Source organism: Nostoc sp. CHAB 5715 (assembly GCF_020829685.1).
Classification (GTDB): Bacteria; Cyanobacteriota; Cyanobacteriia; order Cyanobacteriales; family Nostocaceae; genus Nostoc.
Genome location: NZ_JAIVFR010000378.1, coordinates 1 through 6,517 on the forward strand (window position 1 = coordinate 1; position 6,517 = coordinate 6,517).

Genomic DNA, 6,517 nt, shown 5'->3' on the forward strand with positions numbered 1-6,517 from the left:
CACCAAAGCAGAGCATCTCTGCAACAAGAAAGCGATCGCTCAGAGAATAACGATGGCCAACAGGCTCAAGAACGCCTGATTGCAAGTTGATATATCTATCAATCTGATAAAGGTAAGTTTAGATTTCATGATTGACCTTCCTTAATGCAGTTTCTAGATATATCAACTTGCAATCAGGCGTTCTTGAGCCTGTTGGCCATCGTTATTCTCTGAGCGATCGCTTTCTTGTTGCAGAGATGCTCTGCTTTGGTGGGGCCTGTCCCCAGGACTTACGGCTGGGCGTAACCAATCGCGCAATACTGCGGTTTGATGTATCTCTCCACCAATATGCTTAAAGCCTTTGTTTTCCTTCAAAGCAGGAATGTAAGCATCTGTAAATGCTCTCAGTCCTAACAGATTGCCTTTAGCGGTATCTGGATACTGAGCCATCACCCGTTCTCGTGCTTCTCGTTCATCCTGGTTATTGGCAACACTGGCCAGCATCATTTCTCCAGGGTAAAAGCGGGTACGCCAGAATCTACCACCTGTTTCTACTAGCCAGCAGGAATAAAGGTCGCTGGTACGGGGCAAAAATGCTTCAGTTGCATTCTGACTGATAATATTGACGGGATAGCCTAGATACTGTTGGAAAGAAGCAATACCGCTACTGGTAATACGTCCGGTAATCCGATAGGTCATGTTCTGCATAATTTGAGCGCCTGTCGAACACTCGCAAATGGTATCCGGGTCTTGGGACATCAGCAGAACAGCAATGCCTTCTTTTCTTCCCGTGGCACAGGTTTCGCCTATAATCTGGGCAAAGCCATCTTTACGTAACAATACGGAAAGCTCATCGCCAATAAACAAACTCTTAGGATGGGATAAGGCATTACGGATACAGGCACTATGGGCGTTAATTGCCATCAAGTAAGCATCCTGTTCGTTACTCAATCCACTGAGGGCAAAGAATTTAATCGCTGGTAATGGGGAAAAAGTGCTGGGACGAGCGATCGCTTTCCCCAACCTAGATGCTAGTAAAGCGCTAACCTGATTTTGGATTTGGTTGAGTGCTTGTCGGTCAATTTCTTCAAAGGATCTCAGATTAAGGCGCTCTCTAGTGCAGAACTTGACGAAATCTGGTAGTGTGGGTATCTGCTGCCATTCTGGTGAAAGCCAACCCATCTCAAATGCTCGGTTGTAGCGAGTAATAATTTCTGCGTCTTTTAAAAATACGTCCAAAGCTTTGACTAGCAAGGCATCAACCCGTTGAGCTAAATGGGGGTTTGTGACTTTACCCATTGCGATCGCTGTTAATGCTTTGCGAATAAAATCCTTCCACGATTCCATGCGCCGTTCCCGTTCTGACTTGTCGAACCGTCGCAAATCTGGCGGTTCCAGTAGGTTACTGCTGCCACTGGAAATATCGTAATATGCTCCTTGCTCGCCCAAAAGCTCAATTGCCGTCTTGAAAGTGCTGTTACCACTAGCAGAGATATCCATACCAACAACGGGAATATTGTTAGCTAATGCCTCTAGAGCAAAGCGCCATCCCAAAACGCTCTTTCCTGAGCCGGAAGTACCTGTAATTAGAGCGCGTCCAATCTGTTGGTGAAATAAGTCAACATAAATAGGCTTGCCACCACGGCTGGTAAGGAATTCCACACCCTGTTTATCGATGTCCTTGGGGACAGTTAGGGGCATAATCCCAGCCACAGTATGGGTATCCAAAGTTATTCTGCGTTCGCTGAGATTACCTCCATGCAGCAACCATTTGCAGGTAATCGGCAGGGTTTGCAGCCAAATTTCCCAAGCAATATTACGCTCTCGAATGACTTTGGCAGTCTCAAAACTGTTAGCCAATAAGTTGCAAGCGTGGGTTAACTCTTGGGCACTGTGGCGGTAAACTAGAAATACAGGCGCACAGTGCAACGCTTTCGTGCCTTCATAAAGTCGTCGTTGGGCTTCAAAGGATTCCTCCTGTTTGATTTCCGCTCCAACGTCCCGTCCCTGTCCTTTGGTTATAGCTAAAGTGCGGGCTGTTTTGGATTGTTTTGCCTGACGCGCCAGGTTGTCTTGGATGAAGAAGTCATTGCTGCGGCTGATTTCAATCCAAGCTTCTGTATCGTGGACGTAGCTGGAAGCAAGGATTTTCCAGACCCACTTTAGCTGATCTTGGGCATTAGACCAACCGACAGGGGGATCTGTTACGACCATGACTCCACAAACCTTACTTTTACCTGTCAGGTAAACTCGGTCATTATCTCCCCGATGTTCGGGACAAGCAGAACGTCCCTGTTGTCCTTCAATCAGTAATGTACAAATGTGCTTATCGGTGGTTATGGTTTCTGTTAACTCCAGTCCCGTCTCAGTCTCCTTCAGTGTAATGACTTGGGGAATAGGAGGTGCTGCACCCTCATTAAATCGATTCCAAAGCCACTGCCACAAATCTGTAGCATTGCAAGGTGTTACTTCTAAGCCAATTTTGGTATTGAGTAACAATTCCCACTGGATAAATCCTTGCTGAAACCCTTGCAGTAAGAGCTTTTTGAAAAACTCTTCTTGGTAAATGCGTTTGTTCCCTGTAATCAATTCAACTGCCCAAGAGCCAAATTTTCTGCATTTTTCAATCAGTCCACCCACAAAATCCTTTTGCTGTGAACCAGCTTCATCATCGCTTGTCCAAGTACAGAAGGCGATTTGGTTCCAGATTTGGCGAGAACCTGCTTCCTTGAGTTGTTCCACCCGCAATTGCTCGTTGCGAAGCAGCACAGAAACTGGTTTCAAGTGGCAATCGTCTGCTAAGGCAGTAAGCGGGGTTTGGCGTTTGTGGGGTACTCCCTTGGCAGAGCCTGTCCGCAGGGGATATGACTCAGTATCATCACTAGAACAGCCTGTACAAAAGGTAATTTTTTCACCGGGGGGTAGTTCTTTCAAACCCTCTTCGATAGAGTGGGCAAATTCACTGACCTCATTTTCATGCAGTATGTCATGCAGTCCAGCGATGCGAAACCCAAACACGAGTTGATACTGAGAGTTGCCTTTATCCAATAACAGGGCAGCCACTTCACGATCATCCTTCTTAATTTCTGCAATACAGCAGATGTTTACCTCATTTTGGAAGGGCATGAGCTTACTTTTGCCTCCATATTGATTCGGTACAATCAGTGGCTTGAATCGGATTTGTACTTGCGAGTCTGCATAGCGCCGACGTACCCACCAGGGTCGATATTCGGGGATCGGTGAGATGTAAATGCTGTTACTATTGCACCACTCTGTTCCCGGTGGATTACGCCAACGATCTAAAAACTGATGGGGCTGTTTGCCTGTGAGAATCCACCAACTGATAATTAGCCAGAAGGAGGTGGCAAAGAACCAACCCATACCCAAACTGAGTAAACCATTGGTGAGAACATAGCAAACTACAATGATGGCAATCCAAGGAAGTAGCTGTTCAGCCGGAATTGGCCCAATGCTGGCTTGCTTGCCTAAAATCCGATTGACTTTGATGAATTCTCGATTGTCTTGTGCCATATTTTTGTAATTCTCTGGTGCTGCATTAGTAGTCAGTCAACCAAGAAGTGACAAGTGAAGATAAGCGGGAGAATAGGACTTTTCTTCTTGTCATAAACCTCTCAAAGTTGTCTAGACCAACTATGCTCATCCCCCACTGATGAATTCTGACGAATGTTTTCTGACTTCTGAATTCTTATTTAATGGGTATAAAATTCAAGTTGGGTTTACCTGATGGCTGATGTTGTTCCTGTGCCATTACCGACAAATATAAAAGTGATGACATCAATGGCAATAACGATGGAGAATGCTAAACCAACTTGAGTAACAATTGGTCGCCAGTCGTTACCTTGCTGTGCTTGGTTATAGGCAAATAGAGAAGCAGCAGCAACCAGCAGCAAAAATGCACCTCGGATGAGGTTGAATGTCAAACCAACAACGTTGGCATCTAAAGTGCTAGTGGAACCGCCTCCTGCTTGGGAACTTTGTTGGGCTAAATTGTTGAAGAAGCTTTCCAACCCGCTTAAGAAAATAGCTTGGGCTGGAGTTGTAAAGGTATCGAGTAAAGCGGTAACAGTGATAATGGCGGCAACAATATGCCAAAAGCGAATTTTTCTACCTAAATACTTTTCTAAAATTGGTACTGTCCGAATTACATACCCAATACTCAAGAAAACAATGGTGGCACATCCCAAAATAGTGACGAATATGGGTTTGGTAGCTAATAAATAAATTCCAATCGCAAGACATAGTAAAATGAAAAATAAGTCTGTACGGTTGATTTTCAGGTTTTTCAAGTTGGTTGAAAATTTCCGAGATGACAGCAGTTTTAACTGAGAAATGTGAGATTTTGTGTTGTTCATTTTTCTCTTCTCGTTTGTAGAATTAAACTTGCATTTCTGGTTTGGTGGCTTTTCTTTGAGTTTGTTTCTGGCGTTGGCTTGCAGTATCTTTATCAGTCTGGGCTTGGGTAGAGCGAGTTGATTGCTGATTGTCCAGTAACGTTTCTATCTCCCGCAGGGGGATGCTACACTGCAAAATCTCCGGGGGCTGCCCTGGTACTAAAACGGCATCAAGCACTTGTTCATCGTTACGATTAGGGTTAAATCCTTGAAGTAGCCGTGTATCATTGGGCAGTTTTACTACTTCAAACTCGTACTTGACTTTGCCCTTTTCAGTCCAGGTGAATGTCGGTTCATCGTTGCTGTTAAATCGGTTAGGTAGTTGTTCTTGAAATTTTTGAATTAATGCTTGGGTACTGGCTTTGAGGGCGTATTCTTCTTTCGACTGTGGCAGTTTGCAGATGCCCGTCTTTTCATCAGGGCTAAGATTGTCTTGTGCGATCGCCCACTGTCCCTGAGTGCGAGTACCAGCAAAGAGTGTTTCACCTTGGGTATTTTCTAAAGCGATGGCTACGCCCGCCGCAGGCATCGCTACCTGCTTATCCTGTGCTTCTACCCATAAAGTTTTGTTACTGGAAATGGCGATACCTGCTTCGGGTGATTGGTCAAATAATTCACCAGCAACTTTGGCAAACCCCACTAAAGCATCAGCACAGGCAGCTTGTTGTTGCTGTACTTGGCGTTTCGTCAGATGTTCTAAAATGTCAACCTCTGCTGGTGGCTGGCTAGTAGAGTTAGGTTGGACAATATCTGCATCAGTTTCTGATTCGACAGCAGTAGAATTATTTTGTCGTGCTGCCATCTGTTTTTCCAATCGGCTAACTACCATTTCTAAACGGTCAAGTCGCTTGGAAAGAACTTTCAGGTAGGCTTCAATTTGGTCAAGCTGTTCGCTGACGCTGGCATCCTTATCTAATTCAAATGGTTGAGATTGGTATTTGGGGTCTAGTTTGGAATCAAGATTGTCTACTTTAGAGCCGATTTTGGTAGCAGCTACAGCCAGTGGATTGTCTGCGGTTGATTCTTTAGATACAGTTTGAAAATCTTGAGACTTTTGAGACTCTGATGAGTCCGGCTTTGCTTCTTGCAAGCGACTGGCTATGTTATCTACGCGGTCATTCTGCTGTTGCAGTTCTTTGAGAATTCGTTCAAGCCGCTTTTCATCAGCTTCGGCTGCTAGCTGTTCCAAAACACCTTGTCCCACAGCAATTCCCAGAGATGCCAGTTGTCCTGTTAAGCCTGCTAAATTCACCCCATTCACTTCTCGTCCGTTGGTGGCAGCTGTGGCACTTAAACGCGAAGCTTCGTCTAGAGGCTCTCTGGATTTGGAGTTTTTGGCAGCAGTTTTATTGGTCTTAGCTCTGTCCTGAGTTTTAGGTTGTGTTTTAGGCTGAGAATTACTTTGGGTTTTAGTTGAAGTTTTGGCTTGAGTTTTAGTTTGGGCTGCGCTAACACGACTAACAGATGGCTCGTCTTCTTCACCTAAGTCATCTAGGTCGTCTAGTTTAGTGTTGAAATCATCATTTAATAGGTCGTCTAGTTCGTCGTTTGTATCATCTATTTCTTCATTTTCTTCATCTAAATCGAGCAGGTCATCTTCTAGTTCATCATCGAGATCGTCTAGTTCTGTTTCAGCAAAACCGCAAATTTCAGCAATGTTAGAAGGGGTGAAGTAGTTTTCATCTTTGCTGGTAATTCCTTCGAGGTTTTTAATCAGGTACTTGCCACTGGTTCTGTGGTTCGGATCATTGGTGAGGTAGAAGCGATAGCCTCTAATCTCGTCATCATCCCCACCTCCTACACAGAGTTCTACTGTGATGGGGGCTTTACCCGATTCCTGGCTGTAGTTTTCTACATAGGCTTTAAAGTCTTCGTGGGACTGGATAGAATCATCTTGAATTGAGGATGCGATCGCTTTATCCAATGTGTTTTCAATATGGCGGAGTTTGCGGCGATCTGTCAGGTTTTCCCATGAGCGATTTTGAGAATTTTGTCTTTGCTTAGGTTTGGTCAGTGTTTTGGTAGCCATAGGTACTCAAAGCTGATTGCCTTAAGAGTTAACCTAACAAGACTTTATCTGGAAACAGCTAGACCAAATGGCGATTTATAAATTGTCCAGTTGGCTA

3 protein-coding genes are annotated in these 6,517 nt (G+C 44.7%); all 3 read right to left on the minus strand.

Annotated elements, in window-relative coordinates:
• Positions 1–162: 162 nt before the first annotated feature.
• The 3 genes from LC574_RS20535 to LC574_RS20545 all read right to left on the minus strand — a co-directional run bounded on the left by LC574_RS20535 (position 163) and on the right by LC574_RS20545 (position 6,420).
• The gene (locus LC574_RS20535) at positions 163–3,510 is read right to left on the minus strand and encodes a hypothetical protein (RefSeq protein WP_229455292.1); all 3,348 of its coding nucleotides are present in this window, start codon (positions 3,508–3,510) and stop codon (positions 163–165) included.
• A 206-nt stretch (positions 3,511–3,716) separates the two neighbouring features.
• Positions 3,717–4,352, minus strand: a complete 636-nt coding sequence (locus tag LC574_RS20540) for a hypothetical protein (protein ID WP_229455293.1) — start codon at positions 4,350–4,352, stop codon at positions 3,717–3,719.
• A gap of 22 nt (positions 4,353–4,374) precedes the next feature.
• Complete coding sequence (locus tag LC574_RS20545) at positions 4,375–6,420, minus strand: hypothetical protein (protein WP_229455294.1); 2,046 nt, start codon at positions 6,418–6,420, stop codon at positions 4,375–4,377.
• Between the last annotated feature and the right edge of the window lie 97 nt (positions 6,421–6,517).